The following is a 19,641-nucleotide window of genomic DNA, read 5'->3' as shown; positions in this document are numbered from 1 at the left end:
CATGATTGAAAAAGAATTATGGTTAAAAGAACTGAAATAATATTTTTCATATAATGATTTTTTATTGAATGATTTTTTATTAAAAGGCTTTAATTAAATGTTGAATAAAAATATAGCATAATCCATGTTTAGCACCTTAAATTGGATAAACACAACAATTAAATGATAAAACCATTTCGTCATTGATATACCGCTTTTGCACAAAAATTATGAAGATTTGTAGGTCTAGATAGTATATGTATTATATAAAATTTGGTTTCATTCACTTTTTTGCAATTCCTTAATTTTCTGTCTGGTGCGGTTATTTTGAGAATTTAATTCAAGTGATTTAGTATAATTTAAAATTGCCATATCAATTTCTCCAATTTTTGCACAGGCTTCTGCATAACTATCATATACTTTATAACTATCTGGATAGAGCATCATATTCACTTTGAAAACATCTTGTGATAATTTCATTCTATCCTCACGAAAAAAACTATAGCCTAGATCATTTAAGTAATCTTCAGTAACTGTAAGATAAGTAGCGTCATGTTCTTTTCTGATTTTATATGCTTTAAGTGCTTTCTCAAAGTCACCTTCAAGAAGGAATTCCACTGGTTCTTTTTTATCAGTATCCATCTTAACAAAAGTTGAAGCTATAGTACTATCGTCTCTATAAATAGAAAGCATATTAACCGTTTCATTCTCTAAATTTGGTTTGAATTGAATAAGTCGACTAGTATTTCTTTTAACAAAAATGCTATCCGAGATTTTGACTAGTTCTTCTGCTTGCACATCAAGTATATTTTTATAGAACAGTAGATTGTCCTTTTGAAAAACTTCTACAATCCTACCATTGAACATATATCTACCATTAATTTTATCGACTAAAGACTGTTCAATTTCTGTTTTTTTATGTACCGGAACATAATTATCCCAATCATACGCCAGGGCTACAGAGCGAATCACTTCAGCATTAAAATCCGGAAAAGTAGAATTCGTTAATACAATGACACCATAGCCTTTGTCTTTATGGGCCACCATCTCATTGTAAAAACCGTCATCCCATCCCCAGTGCCTCAAGTAAGTTTCATCTTTCTTGTCAAGACGTTGAAACCCTAATGCATATTCAAATTTTGATTCAGGGCTTCTTTTTCCATAGGGTGTAAGCATTAACGCTGTCATCTCTTTTGATAAGCCTTTAGCACTCTTACCTTTTAAGGTTTGCTGTATGTTGATAATAAATTTTGCAAGGTCTTCTGCATTTGCCCATAATCCGTTTACAGCCATAGCAGGGTGAACATCTCTTTTATCTGAACCATTTGGCAAATAACCAGTTGCTGCCTTGGTCAATTGCTCTGTAGTCAACGATTGATGAAAAGTACTGTTGTTCATTTCCAAAGGGCGTAACACCAATTCGTTTATAAGCTCTGGAAATTTCTTACCCTCAATATCCATCATCATTTGTTGAATGATTGCATAGCCACCGTCCGAGATATAAATAATTTCGTCTGGTTCTTCAGCTATGATTGGCTCATTTTCAGCAGGAGGATTACCATTTAATATATCTAAAAGTGTTGGTACGGTTGAGTCTGTGTTATATCCTAAAAGATAATGAGCAGTTGTTCTGGAAGAATGGTTTAAAAGGTTTTTAGTGGTGACCTTCTTTTGTTTTGTGATTTCATTTTCTGGCAATTTCCAAGATTTTAAATAGCTGTTGATGTTTTCATCCAATTCCACTTTATTTTGCTCCACAAGACGTAATGCACCATACGCAGTAACAGGCATACTAAGCCTCGATGCTTGAAAAAGTGTTTGTTCGGTCACGGGAGTGTTACTTTCTTTATCCATCACACCATAGCCTTTTGACCATGCAATTTCACCGTTGTGTATAACTGCAATACTCACACCTGGAATTCCATAATGTTCCATGCGTTCTTCTATAGACCATGTAGAATCACCGTCTATATGTACCCGAGTTGTGAGACCAGTTTCCACCTTTTTAATTAAATCAATTGTAGCATTAGTATTTGATTCTTCTGCACATGATTGAAAAAGAATTATGGTTAAAAGAATTGTGATACTACTTTTCATATTTATAAAACCTTACAGCTGTTTATAGAATGATTTTTAACCATGCGGGACTTGAAGCATTACTTATGATTTTTCTTACTTCAGCACCATCTTTGTTCATAATATAAATGCTTTTTTCTCCATCCCTAAGTGACGAAAATATCAGTTGAGAACCATCAGGGGACCATGATGGATACCAATCACCAACATCATTATTTGTTAATCGATTTTGATTAGACCCATCAATATTCATCACATAAACTTCATAATTTCCATCTCTATCAGACATAAAAGCGATTTGCTTACCATCTGGTGAAACCTCTGGATGCCACTCTTCAGCTTCATTATTTGTCAACTGAATTATGTTGTTACCATCAATATCTGCGATGCTTATCTCACTTTTTTTATCTTTGAATTCTGAGTGAAAGACTATTCTGCCATCTGGTGTAAAATAAGGACCACCTCCTTTTAGTGATTTTATTTGAGACAGTTCGCTACCATCTGAATTCATAATCCAAATTTCTTGCTGCCAATTTTTTTCCGAATCTTTATATTCTCTTGAAAAAACAATTTTTCTACCATCAGGTGACCAAGTAGGTGAATTATCCCATTTGTTTTTTTCATAAGTTAATCGTTTCCTATTTGTACCATCGCTATTCATGGTATGAATAGACCATGTTTTTTTATCATCATATTTGTAATAAAAAGCGATGTGTTTTCCGTCAGGAGACCAAGCTAAATAGCCACCTTTCTCATTTGTACTTTCAGTAGTTGATTTACCTTCAGTATTTCTTTGATAAATTTCTACATTACCTGATTCTTTTGCTGAATAAGCAATCGTATAGGAAGTTGGTTTAGATTTGTCACTTTCCTGACAAAAAGCAATCAAGCCAAGTAACAAAGTCACAAAAGTTAAGGTTTTTACTGGTTTCAAATTATTAGTTTTCATATTTTCCTCCCTTTAGTATATTTAGAGTGTCTCTTCAGGTTAAGTCATTTTTTTTGTAACTATTAGTATTCAAAATTATTTGGAATAGCCCTCTTTTGTCAGTGTCAATGTATTTTTCATGGTTTTTTATCATACAAAAGTTGTATTTTTCTCTCATGAATTCAATGCAAAATTTGCCAACTGCTCTATGTATTAATGAACTACTCAAAGAAATCACCTGATAATGATTAGCTTACATCTGTAAAACCACTTCAAAATGAACTTGAGATTTTTGCCTTGTTTTCTTTTAGTATTGCTACTTGTGACCTCTTGCTCTCAAAGTTCTATTTACAAGAAATACGAGACTGTATTTCAGATTGGAGATCAACAAGAATGGGCCTCGAAGAACTTGAATGATCAGAACTGGAGAAAACGCATAAGATTAGTGCCGGATGGTAAGGTTTTCTGGTCCAGAACTAAAATTGATATTTTAAAAACCTCAGAATCATTACACCCATATGGTCTTCAGTTACATGCCTATGGAGAGTATGAGGTTTTTTGGGATGGAGTTTTGATTGGGGAAAATGGGAACCCTGGGCAAGAAGCAATACTTGGTCCTGAAGGTGAAATGTGGGTAAACTTTAGCATTCCTACTCATCTAACAGAAGAGGGAGAACATCTATTGGCGCTACGATCAAGTCTTTATTATTTTCCAAATCATACAAGAATAAAGGTGCTAGAGATAGACTATTATGATGATCTACTAATCGATCGACTCATCGAATCTTCCTATATGCATCTTTTTGCAGGAGCCTTTCTTATCGCTTCTTTCTATTTTCTTTTTCTGTTTCTAAGTGACAAAAAGGAATATGCCACACTAATTTTCAGCATTAGCTGTTTTCTCTTTTTTATCCTGATTCTGGCGGAGTTCAGTAAAGCATATGTACCCATCCATTACAGTCTCCATGTCATACGTCTTCAGATCATAAGTTTTCTAATGTTCGGAATCTCTTTTTTGATTCCGTTCTATTTTTCAATGCAGTTTCCTTTCTCCAAACGAAAATTGCTACTGACCATTTATACGGGCGTTCTATTGTTCTTTTTTCTATCAAAACATGTCATCGAATTGACTACCAATAATATGGCTTTGAGCATGTGGGTTTTTTCATTTGGGATTGTGGTGTTTGGGGTTTATAAAAAGATGAAAGGTGCTCGTCTCGTACTGCTGACCCTCCTACTATCCGTGCCTATAGGTTTTGTCACTCCCTTTAACAAAAGCCTATTCGCAGGTTTCAGCCTTATCCTTCTGGGAATGTTTTATTTGCTTTCCCTCAGAATCAAAGAACAACGCCTGGCTTATGAAAATTCTTTAGTTCAATCCACGCGACTGCGTCTGGAATTACTTAAAAAGAATATTCAACCTCATTTTTTAATGAACACCCTGACTTCATTAATAGATTGGGTGGAAGAAGCACCCCAGAAAGGAGTTTTGTTTATAGAAGCGTTAGCCAAAGAATTTGATCTTTTTAACCAGATAGAAAATCAAACATTGATCCCCATTTCTCAAGAAATAGAACTATGTCTTACACATCTTGAGATTATGGAGTACCGAAAAGAAATAAACTATTCCTGGGAAGAAGAAGGCATAGACGCTGAGCAAAAAATACCTCCTGCCATTCTTCACACCCTACTGGAAAATGGAATTACACACAGCTTGCCTCTAGAAGATAATAGTATCAAATTTAAGCTTATTTTTGAATCGAATAGCCATTATAAGTGTTATACATTTTTGACGTTTGCTGCTATTGAGGAGCGAGCAACAAATAATAGAGAAGAAGGTACAGGGCTGAAATACATAAAGGCTCGACTTATAGAGAGTTATCATTCGAAATGGAATTTCACCTCTGAACCAACAAATCATGGTTGGAAAAACACCCTAAAAATTTATTCCTAAGAATATGAATATTTTAATCGTTGAAGATGAATCAAGAATAGCCAAAAGAATTGAACGAATGACACGTGATATTTTTGGCGATGCCTTACAATCGCTAACCCATATTAACAGACTGCATGAGGCATTGGCGTATATTGAAACTCATTCATTGGATCTTGTTCTCCTGGATCTGAATCTTAATGGTGAGAATGGTTTTGACCTGCTTACTACAGTAGTTTCCCAATCCTTTCATACAATAGTTATTTCTGCCTACAAAGATCAGGCAATTACTGCTTTTGAATATGGGGTTTTAGATTTTGTACCTAAACCTTTTAACAGAGATCGGTTGAAGCAGGCTTTCAACCGGGCTATCACGAAAGAAAAACCAGAAAATAAAATCAAATATTTAGCTATAAAAGGAAGACACAGGATACAGCTCATACCCATTGAAAATTTGCTTTACATAAAAGGAGCTGGTGTCTATACCGAACTTTTTCTAGCAGATGGAAAAAAAGAACTACATGATAAATCGCTCGAAAAGCTAGAACAACTATTATCACCTACTTTTGAACGTATTCATAAATCATACTTAATGAAGATGTCTGAAGTAAAGGAAATTGTCGTAAAATCCGGCAGCAAATATATGGCCGAGCTAAAAAATGGAGAACTTATCCCTATTGGAAGAACAAAGTACAAAGACATAAAAGCGAAGTGGGTTTGACTTCAGCAAGCTCAGTGCAAACTTATTGCATAAAAAGTGTTTCATTAACATTGTAGAAGAAACATTTTAGAATAAAGTTTTCAATCCATTTTTTAGTTCGAAAACAGATTTCACTTCTTTAAGATTTAGTGGCTTATCAAAAACTGCAAGCTCATCCATAAAGCCAATATATCCTAAACCTAGCATAATTTTTCCTTTTTCTGCTTCCCATGTAAAAGGATCGTTAACATCTTTTATAACACCTTTAAATTGACCATCTAGATATAACCTGAATGTAGATTTTGTTGTATTAACTTTTGAAAACGTAATAGCAATGTGTGTCCATTTTCCCTTCTCAAAAGGAGGTTTCTTTACTGTAACAGTGCGTTTTTCCCACTTCGTATCATCATTTTTGTTTTCCGGATTCCAAACTTCTAAATCTCCCAAAGCTCCTAATCTAAATTTTCTTGGATCATGATCGGTGAAATCTACCCATAAGGCGGCATCATTGTATCTAACATCTGTAATACATATTGGGTCGCAATAGCCTGGTGCTAAATCTTTGTTTGGATCTAATTGCAACCAAAATGATATGGTACCACTCCATGATTTACTACTGTATCCAACGTTTTTATATGCCTTGTAAAAAATAGCAGAGGTGTTTGCCTTTTTAAAATGAAGTGCATCACCTGTAAGGCCTTTGTTTTTAGCTAAAACAACATTTGGGTTGTGCAAACCAGTTTTGGCATTTTCTGTTTTTTTATAGTTTTCGGCTGTATATATCATTGCATCACCAACAGATACATCTGCAGATAATTTTGCGTCAAAAGAACTGTAAAAAAGTACATGGTCTTTTAATTGTTTATTTTGCGAAAAAGAAACAATTGTAAAGAGAAAAAAGAATACTCTAGATATAGATAAAAGCATAGTTATTTTCATGATTTTTGATTAAAGATTAATATTCATAGCATCTGCCATGCTGTTTTATTTTGAAATTATATTGGATGTACTAAAATTATTCAGGTCATCTTAACAAACATCAAATCCACATTAATTATTTATACTCCATTCTATAGCTTTATAAGCATGAATTTTTCCTGTATCAAATATTGGAATAGCTATGTCTAATTCTGAAATTAGAATAGGTAATTCTGTACACCCTAAAATAACACCTTGTGCGCCTTGTTTTTGTAGTTCTTTTATGACTTCAATAATTTTTTGCTTTGAAGCGCTCGTAAACTGCCCTTTAACTAATTCATTATAGATAATATCATGGACAACTTGTCTATCACTTGTATCAGGAATTAAAATTTCAAGCCCAAAATCGTTACTCAATGTTTTGGTATAAAAATCTTTTTCCATAGTGAACTTTGTACCTAATAATGCTACTTTTTTTAAACTTAAGCTTTTGATAGATTCACCAGTGGTTCTAGCAATATGCATAAACGGAATACTCACATTTTCAGAAATATAATGACTTACTAAATGTATAGTGTTTGTACAAAGCAAAATAATATCTGCTCCTGCCCTTTCTAACTGTTGTGCAGCTCGTTTCATTAGTTCTCCTATAGCTTTCCAATCGCCTTTGAAAGTCAATCGTTCTATAGCTGCAAAATCGACTGAAACCATAATACATTTTGCAGAATGAGAACCGCCTAATATATCTTTTGTTTTGGTATTTAAAAACTCATAATATAGTTTTGATGATTCCCAACTCATCCCTCCTATCAATCCTATTGTTTTCATAGTTATCTTATTTCTATCAAAATTAGTTATGGTATGAAAACTTTAACCAAAAGCTAATTGAATCCTTTTGAGATCGTAGTTGATATTTTTTCAATTACGTAGATACATTCCCACATCAATCAATTTCAAAGATTCTCCATCTTTAATATCATGTCGTACCAAAACAAAACCACAATTCATCCTTAAAAAAATACAATTCAGTAAAATCATTTTTATAGATAGCAATGTGCTCACGACATTTGAATAATCAATAAGCAAAACGATCTATGATTCAAGTACAAAACCTTTCTAAATCATTTCAAAACATACAAGCTGTAAACGATATTAGTTTTACCATTAAAAAAGGAGAAATCTTCGGATTCTTAGGTCCTAATGGTGCTGGAAAATCTACCACACTCAATATGATGAGTACTATTTTAAAAAGTGATGCAGGAACTATTCATATTGATGGTAAAAACAGTAATGAAAATTCTTCAGCATGTAAACATTTGATTGGTGTTGTACCTCAGGAGATATCCCTATACGAAGACCTTTCTGCGTATAAAAATTTATTGTTCTGGGGGAATTTATATGGAATTCCTTCCAAAAAATTGAAAGAAAGAATCCATACCACCCTAGAATTGATTGGATTGTTAGATCGAAAGAAAGATTTGATCAAAACCTATTCAGGGGGAATGAAACGCAGAATCAATATTGCTGCAGCATTGCTACATCATCCGAAAGTATTGTTTATGGACGAGCCTACTGTGGGAATCGATCCACAAAGTAGAAATCATATTTTTGAAGTCATCGAAACCTTAAATAAACAAGGAATGACCATTGTTTATACCACACATTATATGGAAGAAGTAGAACGTTTGTGTGATCGTATTGCGATTATAGACTCAGGAAAAATCATCGCACAAGGAACACAATCTCAATTAAAAGAAATGGTGCCAACGAAAGAAAGCATTGAGTTAGAATTTAATTTCCTTTCTGAAAACAATGTAAATCTACTAAGAAAACTACTATCCTATTCAATGACACAAAACAAAAACAAGTTGTTGGTAGAAATTACGGTGAAAGAACTTTCTAAAGTGATTACAGCGTGTAATGAATTGCAATTAGGTATCAAAGACATACGACTGAATAAAGTAAACTTAGAAGCGATCTTTTTAAACCTAACAGGAAAACAATTAAGAGATTAATCATCTTCATATTCACCAATTACAAAATCAACCATCATGTTTATTACTATTTTAAAAAAAGATCTAAGATTATATTTCTCAGACAAAAAAGGAGTCCTGATTACCTTTCTATTGCCTATTATTATGATTACACTATTTGCATTTGCATTTGGTGGTGTTGCAAAAAAGAAAAGTGCTCCAAAACCTTTAGGAGTTTTGGTAGTGGATAAAGATGCTACAATGGCTTCTCAAGAATTGATTACAAAATTGAATGGCATGCCGACTATTCGTTTGATTGCTTCTGAAGAAGAGAAAGCCTTAGATCTTGTTAGAAAAGGGAAAAATGTAGCCGCTTTAATTTTTGAAAAAGGATTTTCGGATGCTGTCAAAGCAGATACAGACTTGCCTATCGAACTAAAATACGACGCGGCAAGAGATTTACAGATGCGAATTGTACATACAGTTTTAAAAGAAGGGTTTAAATATCATTTAGGAAAAGTAGATGTGATTAACAATGTAAAGTTAAAAACGACTTCGTTAATCAAAGAGAGTTCTACCAAAGCGCATCCTGGTTTGGTACAAGCCGTAGGAGGAACAGCAATTATGATGTTGTTATTTAGTATCGCTGCTATTGGTGGCGGATTGTTAGATGAAAAAGACGCAGGTACTTTAAAGCGTTTATTAATTGCCCCTGTAAGACCATTGGACATTTTATTAGCAAAAATGGGAACAGCCATGGTAGTTTCTATTTTACAATTAACTACCATGTTTGTCTTTGCCTGGATGGCATTCGGGTTACCTATTTTTATGGATGCAATCTCATTAGTAGTATTAATTTTATGCATCTCGTTTGCAGTTTCTAGTTTTGGAGTTTTCTTAGTATCTACGGTAAAAACACGTCAACAATTACAAGGAATGAGTACCATTATTATCATTCTGATGTCAGCAATTGGAGGAAGTATGATTCCGATTAGCATGATGCCAGAATTTATGCAAAACATTGCAGTAATTAGTGTGAATTATTGGGGGATTGAAGGTTTCTTTGATATTTTCTGGAGACAATTACCTTTCATAACTATTCTTCCTAAAATGGGAATTCTATTAGCTATTGGTTTGGGAATGACTTTGGTTTCTACAGTATTGTTTAAAAAGAATATTATAGCGATAGAATAATGTATTTTCAGGTTATTTTTTAGGTCTGAGCGCCTCAATAATCTGAGCATCTATCCAGAATATATCTACATTGTCGTAATTGCCTGGGGTCATATTCCTATTAAAGAAAAGGTATTTACCATCTGGTGTCACGCAGGCAACCGCTTCCCACCCCTTGGTATTTACTTTGTCTCCCATGTTAATAGCCTCTCCCCATGAACCATCTTGCTGCCGAAAACTGATATAAATATCAGAATTACCATATCCACTCTCTCTTCTGCCATCCCATATCAAATAGGATTCATCTGGTGCGATAAAAGGGTGAGCATTCATTCTTCCTGTGTTAATCTCTTTACCAAAAGACCTAGGTTCTTCACGTTTCCCGTCTATTAAGCGTGAATACCGAATAACGCCATCTCCGTCTGGCATGCCTATCTCATCAAAAACATAGGTTCCTTTTAATGATGCTGTAAGACGCATGATCTCTATCTCCTCAAAAGAGGAACTAAGTTTTTTTAACTCTGACCAGCCTCCAGCTTCGGTACGCTCCCTATAACTTCTGCCCAAGTGCATGGTCTTACCATCGGGTGAGATAAATGGAGTTCCCACTCTGGGCGATACAACAGATTCCTGCCACTCGTTATTTTGATATTCAAAAACAACGAGTTCTTGTTTTTTGGTTTCCTCATTATTCCTAATAAAATAGAACTCCTTCATATCTGGAGTGAAAACACCACTCACTTCCCACCCCTCTGTCGTAACCATACCGGGAGCAAAAGGTTCTGGAATTAAACCTGGTGGCTTTTGACCAAGATAGAGACTTTCTATAGATGATGAAGTAGTAGCTGTTGCTTGCTGTTTTTTAGTAGTGCAAGCATTAAAAACCAGTACCAATATAAGTAGCAAAATAAAATGTACCTTTTTCATTGTTCAATCTTTTTTTATTCTTGGTAATTTATTGTGTGGATTATGATTTGGGTCTGAGATTCTTGATAACCTTAGCATCTACCCAGAATATATCTACATCATCATATCTATCAGTTGGTTTTGTTTTACCTACATTTCTATTGAAGAAAAGATATTTTCCGTCTGGCGACACAAATGCACCCACTTCTGAAGACTCTGTGTTTATCTTGTCGCCCAAGTTAATAGCCTCACCCCATGAACCATCTTGCTGTTGAAAACTGATATAGATATCAGCATTACCATATCCGCTATCTCTTCTACCATCCCAAAGAATATAGGACTCATCGGGAGCAATGAAATGGTGGGCGTTCGATCTTCCAGTATTTATCTCCTTACCAAACTGTTTAGGTTCTTCACGTTCTCCATCAATTAATCTTGAATAACGAAGAATACCTTCTCCCATTGAATCAAAAACATAGGTTCCTTTAGCGGAAGCTGTAAGGAGCATGATTGGGAAGTCTTTAAATGGAACATCAAGGCTTTTTATCTTTGACCAATCGCCAGTTTCCGTACGCTCTTTATATCTTGTACCCAAGTGCATGGTCTTACCATCAGGTGATATAAAGGGTTCTCCCACTCTAGGTGATATAACCGACTCCTGCCACTTATTATTCTTATTTTGAATAACAACAAATTTCATTTTTTTATCCTCCTCTGTTTCTCCAACTTCTCTGATGAAATAAAATTCTTTTAGGTCGGGTGTGAAGGCACCACTCCATTGCCATTCCTCTGTCGTAACCATACCAGGAGCAAAAGGTTCAGGAATTAAACCTGGTGGCTTTTGTCCAAAATAGGGACTTTCTATAGTTGGTAAAGTAGTAGCTGTTGAGTGCTGTTTTTTAGTAGTGCAAGAATTAAAAACTAGTACCAATATAAGTAGCAAAATAAAATGTACCTTTTTCATTGTTCAATCTTTTTTATTCTTGGTAATTTATTGTGTGGATTATGATTTAGGTCTGAGATTCTCGATAATCTTAGCATCTACCCAGAATATATCTGCTTTGTCACCACCAAAAGATCTAACAAAGAAGAAATATTTTCCATCTGCTGTTATACTCCCGAGTGAATCTTCGAATTCTGAGTTTATCTTATCTCCTAGGTTTATGGCAGTACCCCATGAACCATCTTTTTGTCGAAAAGAAATGTACAAATCATTATCACCATATCCGCCTTCTCTTTGATCATCCCAGATCAAATACGATTCATCCGGAGCAATAAAGGGGTGGGCGTTCCAATTTCCCATCTCAATATTAATTGTTCTTGGCTTTTCACGTTTGCCGTTTATTAATCGTGAATAACGAATTGGACCTGTTTCAGTTGCCTCATCAAAATAGTAAGTTCCTTTAGATGAAGTGGTAAGGAGCATGATAGGGATCTCTTTGAAAGGAGTATCAAGACTTTTTACCTCTGACCAGCCAGAGTTGGTTCGCTCCCTATATTTGTTTCCCAAGTGCATAATCTTACCGTCAGGAGAAATAGATGGTACCCCCGAAGGTGCCACAACAGACTCTATCCATCTATTTTTTTTGTATTGAATGACAACCAACGTATTATTTTTATATTTCCCTCCCCTTCTGCGGAAATAGAATTCTTTTAAATTGGGAGTAAAGGCATAAGCTCCTTCTCTAAACTCTGTTTTAATAATATCCGGAGCAAATAATTCAGGAATAAAGCCTGGTGGTTTTTGACCTAGATAGGGGCTTTCTAAAACTGAGGATTGATCTTTAACAAACGCAGGTAGGATGATTTTTGAAACCTGAGTAAATATAGTATCTTCCCTATCATGACCAGTAATCACAACAACTAAGTCAAGTTCATCAACGGTGATAATATATTGTCCGCCACCACCCCAAGCGAAAGTGGCATCATAGTTTTTATCACCAACTGTTATATTTGTTTGATAGAAAAAATAACCATAATTATAGCTGTCGGATTGCCAATCTTCAGTAGGTTTAATAATGTTACTGGTGGCCTTAGCTAAAAATTTTGCTGAAATTAGTTGTTCACCATTCCATTTGCCTTTATTGATGGACAAAGTTCCCCACTTGACCATATCTCGTGATGTCATGCTCACACGCCAACCAGCTTCTGGAAGGCCGCTAACGGCAGTCTGCCAGTCATAATTCGTGATGTCCATTTTGTCGAGAAGTTCATTTTTGATAAAATCCTGTGCAGTGCCAGGCACGACGGCCTCAATGACTTGCATTACCAAGGTTGGGTTGAAGTTCCCATATGAATAATTCTGAGACGCTAAGGTAATAGGCGCGCTATGCTCAAGAAGGGTCTGAACTTGGCCTTGGCCTTTTAGTTTGTTTGGATTTTTCTCGAATTCTTTTCTCTGTTCTTCACTGATGCGAAGCCCCCCACGCATGGTCAATGCCTTATGGAGCGTGATTTTTTCTGCGCCCTCAACAAATTTTGTTGGATCCAGATCTTTCAGAAAACTAACTAGGGGCTTATCCAGATCGGCCATTGTTAGATAGCCCAACTGGATAGCACGACCCAATGCCAAACTGGTGTAGGCTTTAGCGGCTGATGCTTGGTCGCCGGCCAGGTTAACGCGACCACGCCGGTAATAAGATTCAAATAAGAGCTTGCTTTTGTGGGTTATTAACATGCTGTCGTAGAGACCGTGCATACTATCGGCGATCTCCTCGGCCAGCTTGATAATCATGTCTTTATTGCCGCCATTAACGCCCAATTCACCAACTTCTAGACCATCCTTTCTGTCTGCCGGTGTTGTATCGACAAAAGCTTCTTTGAGATATGGTAAATCCCAGAACGATATTTCGGCTTCGGCAGCTGTAGCCTCTGGTGCGGGGCTATCACTTTGTTGGGCAAAACTAATACTTGTTATTAAAAGTATAATTAAACAGAGTAATCGTGTTATGTTTTTCATTGTTTTATCTTTTAAATTCTAAATCGTTTAACCTTACACAACCACTGTTATTTTCGTGTTTTTAACCAAACTGCATCAAAAGCGTTATTTATAAATTTTTCTACTGAGGAACCATCGTTGTTCATCATATAGACATGTTTTTCTCCATTCTCATCTGAGGATTGGAAAATTATTTTAGAACCATCAGGAGACCAGGAAGGATTCCAATCATCAACATCATTATTTGTTAATCGTTTTTGATTGGCGCCATCTATATTCATTACATAAATTTCATGATTTCCATCTCTATTAGACATGAAAACTATTTGTTTACCATCGGCAGAAACTTCAGGATGCAAATCTTTAGCTTTATTATTGGTTAACTTAGTCACGTTGCTGCCATCAATATTGGCTATGCAAATTTCTTCACTATTGGAATGAAAGATGGAATGAAAGACGAGTTTCCCTTCTTGAGTAAAATATGGTCCTCCACCATTCAGTGGTTTTATTTGAGCCTGTTCACTACCATTTGAATTCATAATCCAAAGTTCTGCCCTCCAAACTTCTTCCGAATCTTGATAATCTCTTGCAAAAACAATTTTTTTTCCATCAGGAGACCACGTAGGTGAATTATCCCATTTGTTTTTTGCATGCGTTAATCGTTTCATGTTTGTACCATCACTATTCATGGTATGAATAGACCATGTGTTTCCTCCATCGTAATAGCCATAAGAAGTGATACGTTTTCCATCAGGAGACCAAGCTATATAACCATCTCTCCCAGGGCGATTAGTGGTTCTAGTTTTTGATTCAGCTTTACTATCGGTCAGGTAAATTTCTGAATCACCGGTTTCCTTTGATGAATATGCAATTGTATAGGATGTGGATTCAGTTTTTTTATTGTTCTGACTATAACCAACCAAAAAAGAAAGGAAAGGTAAAAGGATGCAGATAGTTTTTATATACTTCATATTCTTACTTTTTAATAATATTTGAGTAATACTACTAAACAAACGTATCGAATAGGATAAATGAAAAATTCTAAAATAGACGAACGATATCTTCGAACTGACATAAACCTATTAGTAACGGATACTATTCTTAATTCTGTAGAAAGTGTGATTTTGGCAATAGATTATTGAGATTCGTCTTTTTAAAAGAAATACTATGTTCATATTTTATATATTTATACGCTATGGTCAAAAGAAAGAACTTGATCGATTGGATCATTCAGAATAGAGTTGTTTCACACCTCATGTTTTGGGTTTTATTGTTTATAAGCTTGCCCATATTGGCTGCATTAAATGATGGAAGCATCGAAAAGACAGTAAACTCTAGTTTAAGCTTTTTACCTGCCCAATTATTAGCAAGTTATTTTTTAGTCTACTACCAGGTACCCAAACTTTTATTTAAAAAGAAATACCTCAAGTTTGGATTCTCTTTTTTGATATCTGCATATGTGTTTTTAGTTATTTCAAAGCTTTCAAGTATGTACTTAACTAAATTTTTTATTCCTAAATACTACGTAGAAAAAAACTTGATAGAGATAGTATCAGATCCATTTCACTTGGCAGTTGTTCATTTTCCATCTGTCTATGTATTTGTTTTTTTAATGCTTATGACTAAGGTAGTTAAGGACCGTTTTGAAGAACGTCATCAACTGGAAGTTTTACAAAAAGAAAAAGCGAACACGGAACTTAAATTTTTAAAAGCGCAAACAAATCCGCATTTTTTGTTCAATACATTAAATAATTTGTATTCATTAACATTAGATCGATCTGAAAAAGCTCCTGAAGTTGTTTTAAAACTATCAGACATGCTAGATTATATGCTTTATCGGTGTAAAGATGCTGAAGTTCCATTAAAAAAAGAAATTGCCTTTATACAGGATTATATAGATTTGGAATCACTACGTTATGGCAATAAGTTAACATTGAACTTTACATACCATCTTCATTCTCCCGACGTAATGATAGCCCCCTTAATCCTGATATCATTTGTCGAAAACGCCTTTAAACACGGTGCCAGTAATAATCTCAAGGACTCGTTAATTCAAATTGAATTAACCACAAACCAAGATCAACTATGCTTTACAGTTTTTAATACGCTACCCCAAAACAGACAAGACGATACGAGAAATGAATCACATTCTGGAATTGGGTTTTCTAATGCACAAAGACAATTAGAACTGAACTATAAAAATAACTATGACCTGAAAAGCACCAAAACAGACAATGATTTTCAGATAGTATTAAACATTAATTTAAAGTAATATGGGAATAAAATGTATGGTCGTAGATGATGAGCCGCTAGCCATTAGAGTACTTGAAAAACACATAATGGAAATACCAGACCTTGAACTTGTATCTACATTTGATAACCCTATAACAGCTGGACATTTTCTTCAAAATGCTACCATTGATCTATTGTTTTTAGATATCCAAATGCCTGTGGTTACAGGTATCGACTTTATAAAAAATACGAGTATACAACCAAAAGTTATATTAACAACAGCCTACAGAGAATATGCTTTGGAAGGTTATGAATTGGATATCATTGATTATTTATTAAAGCCAATATCTTTTATTCGATTTTATAAATCTATCAATAAATACAAGGCATTGAATACAACAACCCCATCCACCTCCCAAGAATCATCAGAGGTGGATAAGACATTAGATCACATCTTTGTTAATTCAAATAAAAGGATGATTAGAATAGAGTTTAACGACATTCTGTTTATAGATAGCATTAAAGACTATGTGAGAATACATATTGCAAACGACATCATAATTACAAAAGATAAAATAAGTTCTTTTGTTCAAAAGCTACCTTCTTATTTTTTGAGGGTTCATCGTTCCTATATTATTAACACCAGAAAAATTGCTTCCTTAACTGCAAAAGATGTTGTTTTACTTGGCGGTATGGAAATCCCGATTGGTGCCTCCTATAAAGAAATTATTAAGTCAATTAAGAATTAATAGTGTTCGACTGTTAATTGTCACCCTTCGACAGTACTTCAGCATTTCGATAGGCTCAGTGTAAACAAGCTTAGTGCGATAACTCAGGAATCATGTCTTTTATATCATAGACATAGTATTCATAGCGCAATGGGCTATTATGACAGGCCATAAATTTCTATTGAGCTTCACATAAGCAATGCCCATAATAATTCCGATTAGCGCAACCGATATAGAACGCTCAGAAATATCATATGAATGCCTAAATCCCCAAATGCAGGCTTGTATAATAATTGCTATTGCTGTTCTGAACGGTATTTTTCTCAAAAATTTTTCTATCCAAGTAATTAAAAAAGCACGTTCTAAAAGCTCTTCTAAAGCAGATTGTATCCATACAAAAATGATGATAGAGAAAAAGTAACCATAATCTCCATTTCTCAATGAGTGTCCTGTATGAGTACCTTTAGCTGCCTCACTACTCTCTTTAACGACCGAAAGAGAATCTTGAATAAGATTAAAAATGAGTAATGTGGCTATTATGGTAATAAAAATTACACCTGCTCTTAAAAACGTTTTTTTAATGTTTTTAGGTCTTCGTAATCCGATAGATTTCCAAGTAACACCTCTTCTTTTCATTAACCAAGTTGCTACTATTAAGGTAGTGCCAGAATATAAAAAACCAGTTACAAGATAATGCGTATTAGGAATAAATGTTTCCCTAATTAAAAACATAATTGCTATGTAAATAACCAAGTCTAATAGATAGTTTTTTGAATTTGGTTCATTTGCTGTTGTAACCATAATTTATTCTTGTTTTTTGAATTTTACAGCAGTACCATAAGCCAGTATTTCCGATGTAGCTTGTACAACCATAGCTGTAGAAAATCGAATATTAATCACAGCATCAGCATTTAAATTAGTAACTTGGGTAATTAATCGTTCTATGGCTTGCTCTCTTGATTGATTTAATAGTTTAGTATATTCATCAATCTCACCACCAACCACATTTTTAATTAATGCGACAGCATCTCTACCTAAATTACGTGCTCTAACGGAGCTTCCTTTAACAATTCCTATAACCTCTATAATCTCTTTATTAGGAATGTTTTCTGTTGTGCATACTATCATATTATTTCTATTTTTCAGCTAACTTATATAAATGAACTTGCTATCAAAAAATAATATGACATACGTCTAAGTTTTTAAATCACATATATTAAGAATGAGTTCAAGCTATAGTTCATGTCATTTTTTATGCTGTTTATACTTCAATACTATATGTTGGCCATTTTATATTTCCATTTAGTATTATTTAAGTATTATTGTTCTTTATGAAGCAGACTTTTGAACATGATATGTATAGTATTTACGTACTTTTTTGCATCGTATTTGGCGTATTAGGAATAATGAACGATTTAGGGAATACCGGAAGACTATTGCTACTAACATCAATTTATTTTGGTTTCACCATATTATTTTTGAAGGTGAAAGCTCTGCAAAAAAAAAATCCATGGTTAAAATATAATAAGACAATAGTTCTTATACTTTTAACTGTAGTTTGTATTTCTGGCAGTACTGAATCATACCCAAAAAGGATGCTACTTTTGCTTTTTTTTGCAGAGTCATTAATGTTTCTATATGTGCATGTATATTTTGATTTTAGATATAGAAATGGTAGTTATATCATAAAAAAATGGGGATTACCACGATTTTTTTTTCGTATGCTTTTTATAGCAGTTACCGTTTTTTTAATCGTTTCTGTTTTATATCAATACCAGCCCTTTGGAGAAATTTTAGACCCTTATTACTTCATCTTTCTATTTGTTTTTCTAATAGAAGTTTTAATAGGCCACCTTTATAGTACTATTCGATTAAAAAACGAACAAACCCAAGCAGAGTTACTACATTTACGAAGTCAATTAAATCCTCATTTCTTCTTTAATACCTTAAACAATCTATATGCCCTTACTTTAAAAAATTCAAAACAAGCGCCTGAAGTAATTTTAAAATTATCTGAAATGATGCGCTATACCATTTATGAAGGCGAAAAAAGCATGGTTTCTATTAGTGACGAAATTGCGTATTTAGAAAATTATATGGAATTGCATAAAATTCGTTATAAAAAGCCCATAACACTAGAATTTAATCATTTAATAGATGAAAGTTTAATGATACCACCTTTGTTATTTATTAATCTTTTAGAAAATGCTTTTAAACATGGAATTGAAGTAGTTTCGGAAAATGCTTATATCAAAATGAGCTTAACGAATGATGATAACTTTATCTATTTTTTAATTGAAAATAATTTTGAAGAAAACATTGAGATAAAACATAAAGGGATAGGAATAACAAACCTGAAACGTAGATTATCTTTACTATATCCAAAAGCACATAAACTTGAGTTTATAAAACAAGGAAATGTTTTTAAAACTAAATTAAAAATCTCTATATGAATACCTTTATTATAATTGATGATGAACCTTTGGCTCATGAAGTTATTGAAGAATATTGCAGTATGCTTCCACATCTAAAATTAGTAAAAAGCTGCTATAGTGCTATGGAAGCTATAGAGTTTCTAAACGAAAACACGGCTGATTTTATGTTTTTAGATATAAACATGCCAAGGTTAAAAGGATTAGATTTTTTAAGAACATTAACCAATCCTCCCAAAGTAATAATAACTACTGCCTATAAAGAGTTTGCTATTGAAGGCTTTGAGTTAAACGTAATCGATTATCTATTAAAACCCTTTAGCTTTGACCGTTTGGTGAAAGCAGTTAATAAAGCAGTTAAAAATGAAGTTTCTTTGGTATCAAAAAACGTCATCACCTCAAAAATGGAATCGTTTAATTTTTTTGTGAAAGGCAACAAAAAACAACATCATATTAATACAGGTAATATCTTGTATTTAGAAGCCTATGGTAATTACACAAAATTATATCTAGAAAATGAAATGATTATTAGCCGTGAAAAGATATCGTATTATGAAAAATTTCTTGAAAATGAAGGCTTTTTAAGAGTACATAAATCTTTTATAATAGCTATAGATAAAATTAAGGTTATAGAAAGAAATAAAATTTTAATAGATAATCATACGGTTCCCATTGGACTTACTTATAAAAGTAATACGCTCTAGTTTATAATTGCTATTATTCGT

At 33.8% G+C, this 19,641-nt stretch carries 18 protein-coding genes; 8 read left to right on the top strand and 10 right to left on the bottom strand.

The genetic code is table 11. From position 1 onward, the window contains the following. Window positions 1-258: 258 nt before the first annotated feature. Both Z054_RS30645 and Z054_RS0126360 read right to left on the bottom strand, forming a co-directional pair. Entirely contained in the window at window positions 259-2,076 is a 1,818-nt protein-coding gene (locus Z054_RS30645; RefSeq protein ID WP_024772985.1) for a serine hydrolase domain-containing protein, read from the bottom strand. 22 nt (window positions 2,077-2,098) lie between these two features. Further along, entirely contained in the window at window positions 2,099-3,004 is a 906-nt protein-coding gene (locus tag Z054_RS0126360; RefSeq protein ID WP_051473940.1) for a TolB family protein, read from the bottom strand. Window positions 3,005-3,305: 301 nt separating this feature from the next. On the opposite strand from Z054_RS0126360, the gene Z054_RS0126355 reads away from it, so the two are divergent. Both Z054_RS0126355 and Z054_RS0126350 read left to right on the top strand, forming a co-directional pair. After that, entirely contained in the window at window positions 3,306-4,937 is a 1,632-nt protein-coding gene (locus tag Z054_RS0126355; protein WP_024772983.1) for a histidine kinase, read from the top strand. A 4-nt stretch (window positions 4,938-4,941) separates the two neighbouring features. Further along, window positions 4,942-5,637, top strand: a complete 696-nt coding sequence (locus tag Z054_RS0126350) for a LytR/AlgR family response regulator transcription factor (RefSeq protein ID WP_024772982.1) — start codon at window positions 4,942-4,944, stop codon at window positions 5,635-5,637. Between the two features lie 66 nt (window positions 5,638-5,703). On the opposite strand, the gene Z054_RS0126345 is transcribed toward Z054_RS0126350, so the two are convergent. Beyond that, window positions 5,704-6,555 carry a LamG-like jellyroll fold domain-containing protein gene (locus Z054_RS0126345; protein ID WP_035093679.1) on the bottom strand — a complete coding sequence of 284 codons (852 nt, stop codon included), beginning with the start codon at window positions 6,553-6,555 and terminating at the stop codon, window positions 5,704-5,706. A gap of 111 nt (window positions 6,556-6,666) precedes the next feature. After that, complete coding sequence (locus tag Z054_RS0126340; protein WP_024772980.1) at window positions 6,667-7,362, bottom strand: aspartate/glutamate racemase family protein; 696 nt, start codon at window positions 7,360-7,362, stop codon at window positions 6,667-6,669. A 266-nt stretch (window positions 7,363-7,628) separates the two neighbouring features. On the opposite strand from Z054_RS0126340, the gene Z054_RS0126330 reads away from it, so the two are divergent. Then, window positions 7,629-8,549, top strand: a complete 921-nt coding sequence (locus Z054_RS0126330; protein ID WP_024772979.1) for an ABC transporter ATP-binding protein — start codon at window positions 7,629-7,631, stop codon at window positions 8,547-8,549. 36 nt (window positions 8,550-8,585) lie between these two features. After that, a complete protein-coding gene (locus tag Z054_RS0126325) occupies window positions 8,586-9,701 on the top strand; it encodes an ABC transporter permease (RefSeq protein ID WP_024772978.1) in 1,116 nt (371 codons plus the stop codon). Between the two features lie 12 nt (window positions 9,702-9,713). Here Z054_RS0126325 and Z054_RS0126320 read toward each other — a convergent pair whose 3' ends face one another. The 4 genes from Z054_RS0126320 to Z054_RS0126305 are packed head-to-tail and all read right to left on the bottom strand — an operon-like array spanning window position 9,714 to window position 14,495. After that, on the bottom strand, window positions 9,714-10,607 hold the full coding sequence (locus Z054_RS0126320) for a TolB-like translocation protein (protein ID WP_024772977.1): 894 nt from the start codon (window positions 10,605-10,607) through the stop codon (window positions 9,714-9,716). A gap of 40 nt (window positions 10,608-10,647) precedes the next feature. Beyond that, a complete protein-coding gene (locus Z054_RS0126315; protein ID WP_206538816.1) occupies window positions 10,648-11,529 on the bottom strand; it encodes a TolB-like translocation protein in 882 nt (293 codons plus the stop codon). Window positions 11,530-11,589: 60 nt separating this feature from the next. After that, entirely contained in the window at window positions 11,590-13,545 is a 1,956-nt protein-coding gene (locus Z054_RS31190) for a serine hydrolase domain-containing protein (protein WP_024772975.1), read from the bottom strand. 47 nt (window positions 13,546-13,592) lie between these two features. After that, the gene (locus tag Z054_RS0126305; protein WP_024772974.1) at window positions 13,593-14,495 is read right to left on the bottom strand and encodes a DUF5050 domain-containing protein; all 903 of its coding nucleotides are present in this window, start codon (window positions 14,493-14,495) and stop codon (window positions 13,593-13,595) included. A 224-nt stretch (window positions 14,496-14,719) separates the two neighbouring features. On the opposite strand from Z054_RS0126305, the gene Z054_RS0126300 reads away from it, so the two are divergent. After that, the gene (locus Z054_RS0126300) at window positions 14,720-15,796 is read left to right on the top strand and encodes a sensor histidine kinase (protein WP_084050627.1); all 1,077 of its coding nucleotides are present in this window, start codon (window positions 14,720-14,722) and stop codon (window positions 15,794-15,796) included. A gap of 1 nt (window position 15,797) precedes the next feature. After that, window positions 15,798-16,505 carry a LytR/AlgR family response regulator transcription factor gene (locus tag Z054_RS0126295; protein WP_024772972.1) on the top strand — a complete coding sequence of 236 codons (708 nt, stop codon included), beginning with the start codon at window positions 15,798-15,800 and terminating at the stop codon, window positions 16,503-16,505. A gap of 99 nt (window positions 16,506-16,604) precedes the next feature. Here the strand turns inward: Z054_RS0126295 and Z054_RS0126290 are convergent, their stop codons facing one another. Continuing rightward, window positions 16,605-17,285 (bottom strand): CPBP family intramembrane glutamic endopeptidase, encoded by a 681-nt coding sequence (locus Z054_RS0126290; RefSeq protein ID WP_024772971.1) that lies wholly within the window; start codon window positions 17,283-17,285, stop codon window positions 16,605-16,607. A 3-nt stretch (window positions 17,286-17,288) separates the two neighbouring features. After that, on the bottom strand, window positions 17,289-17,612 hold the full coding sequence (locus tag Z054_RS0126285) for a YbjQ family protein (protein WP_024772970.1): 324 nt from the start codon (window positions 17,610-17,612) through the stop codon (window positions 17,289-17,291). Window positions 17,613-17,815: 203 nt separating this feature from the next. Between Z054_RS0126285 and Z054_RS29375 the strand changes: the two genes are divergently transcribed. Both Z054_RS29375 and Z054_RS29370 read left to right on the top strand, forming a co-directional pair. Beyond that, window positions 17,816-18,937 (top strand): sensor histidine kinase, encoded by a 1,122-nt coding sequence (locus tag Z054_RS29375; protein WP_084050614.1) that lies wholly within the window; start codon window positions 17,816-17,818, stop codon window positions 18,935-18,937. Beyond that, window positions 18,934-19,620: a LytR/AlgR family response regulator transcription factor gene (locus Z054_RS29370; RefSeq protein ID WP_035093678.1), complete on the top strand. Its 687-nt coding sequence runs from the start codon at window positions 18,934-18,936 to the stop codon at window positions 19,618-19,620. The genes Z054_RS29375 and Z054_RS29370 overlap by 4 nt, the downstream gene beginning before the upstream one ends. Window positions 19,621-19,641: the final 21 nt, after the last annotated feature.

The organism is Aquimarina macrocephali JAMB N27 (assembly GCF_000520995.1).
GTDB classification, from domain to species: Bacteria; Bacteroidota; Bacteroidia; order Flavobacteriales; family Flavobacteriaceae; genus Aquimarina; species Aquimarina macrocephali.
The sequence above is the reverse complement of the archived record's forward strand: the minus strand, read 5'-3'. Positions and strand labels throughout refer to the sequence as shown.

What these genes read in the sequence shown, in the direction of transcription:
- Z054_RS30645 (WP_024772985.1), bottom strand. Translation starts at nt 2,076, where the DNA reads ATGAAAAGTAGTATCACAATTCTTTTAACCATAATTCTTTTTCAATCA.
- Z054_RS0126360 (WP_051473940.1), bottom strand. Translation starts at nt 3,004, where the DNA reads ATGAAAACTAATAATTTGAAACCAGTAAAAACCTTAACTTTTGTGACT.
- Z054_RS0126350 (WP_024772982.1), top strand. Translation starts at nt 4,942, where the DNA reads ATGAATATTTTAATCGTTGAAGATGAATCAAGAATAGCCAAAAGAATT.
- Z054_RS0126345 (WP_035093679.1), bottom strand. Translation starts at nt 6,555, where the DNA reads ATGAAAATAACTATGCTTTTATCTATATCTAGAGTATTCTTTTTTCTC.
- Z054_RS0126340 (WP_024772980.1), bottom strand. Translation starts at nt 7,362, where the DNA reads ATGAAAACAATAGGATTGATAGGAGGGATGAGTTGGGAATCATCAAAA.
- Z054_RS0126330 (WP_024772979.1), top strand. Translation starts at nt 7,629, where the DNA reads ATGATTCAAGTACAAAACCTTTCTAAATCATTTCAAAACATACAAGCT.
- Z054_RS0126325 (WP_024772978.1), top strand. Translation starts at nt 8,586, where the DNA reads ATGTTTATTACTATTTTAAAAAAAGATCTAAGATTATATTTCTCAGAC.
- Z054_RS0126320 (WP_024772977.1), bottom strand. Translation starts at nt 10,607, where the DNA reads ATGAAAAAGGTACATTTTATTTTGCTACTTATATTGGTACTGGTTTTT.
- Z054_RS31190 (WP_024772975.1), bottom strand. Translation starts at nt 13,545, where the DNA reads ATGAAAAACATAACACGATTACTCTGTTTAATTATACTTTTAATAACA.
- Z054_RS0126305 (WP_024772974.1), bottom strand. Translation starts at nt 14,495, where the DNA reads ATGAAGTATATAAAAACTATCTGCATCCTTTTACCTTTCCTTTCTTTT.
- Z054_RS0126300 (WP_084050627.1), top strand. Translation starts at nt 14,720, where the DNA reads ATGGTCAAAAGAAAGAACTTGATCGATTGGATCATTCAGAATAGAGTT.
- Z054_RS0126295 (WP_024772972.1), top strand. Translation starts at nt 15,798, where the DNA reads ATGGGAATAAAATGTATGGTCGTAGATGATGAGCCGCTAGCCATTAGA.
- Z054_RS0126290 (WP_024772971.1), bottom strand. Translation starts at nt 17,285, where the DNA reads ATGGTTACAACAGCAAATGAACCAAATTCAAAAAACTATCTATTAGAC.
- Z054_RS0126285 (WP_024772970.1), bottom strand. Translation starts at nt 17,612, where the DNA reads ATGATAGTATGCACAACAGAAAACATTCCTAATAAAGAGATTATAGAG.
- Z054_RS29375 (WP_084050614.1), top strand. Translation starts at nt 17,816, where the DNA reads ATGAAGCAGACTTTTGAACATGATATGTATAGTATTTACGTACTTTTT.
- Z054_RS29370 (WP_035093678.1), top strand. Translation starts at nt 18,934, where the DNA reads ATGAATACCTTTATTATAATTGATGATGAACCTTTGGCTCATGAAGTT.